Genomic DNA, 249 nt, shown 5'->3' with positions numbered 1-249 from the left:
GAGACATGCGTGAACCATCCCGAGCCATCGGCTCCGTTGCGCCGGCCGTTTCCCGCTGAGTTGCTGAGCGCGCTGAACGCCGCTTTCGGCGAACGCGTGTCGATTGCCGAAGCCGTGCGCGCCCATCATGGCCGCGATGAATCACCCTTCGATCCCCAGTTGCCCGACGCCGTCGTATTCGCGCGCACGACCGAGGAAGTGCAGACCATCGTCAAGCTATGCGCGCAGCATGACGTGCCGATCATCCCC

General features: G+C 64.7%; 1 protein-coding gene. It reads left to right on the top strand.

Translation table 11 applies throughout. The features are described 5' to 3' along the window. Positions 1 to 9: 9 nt before the first annotated feature. A partial coding sequence (locus SB771_RS36060; RefSeq protein ID WP_410722169.1) for an FAD-binding oxidoreductase occupies positions 10 to 249 on the top strand: 240 nt, incomplete at its 3' end.

It is taken from the genome of Burkholderia sp. SIMBA_051 (assembly GCF_046534915.1).
GTDB classification, from domain to species: Bacteria; Pseudomonadota; Gammaproteobacteria; order Burkholderiales; family Burkholderiaceae; genus Burkholderia; species Burkholderia ambifaria.
The sequence above is the reverse complement of the archived record's forward strand: the minus strand, read 5'-3'. Positions and strand labels throughout refer to the sequence as shown.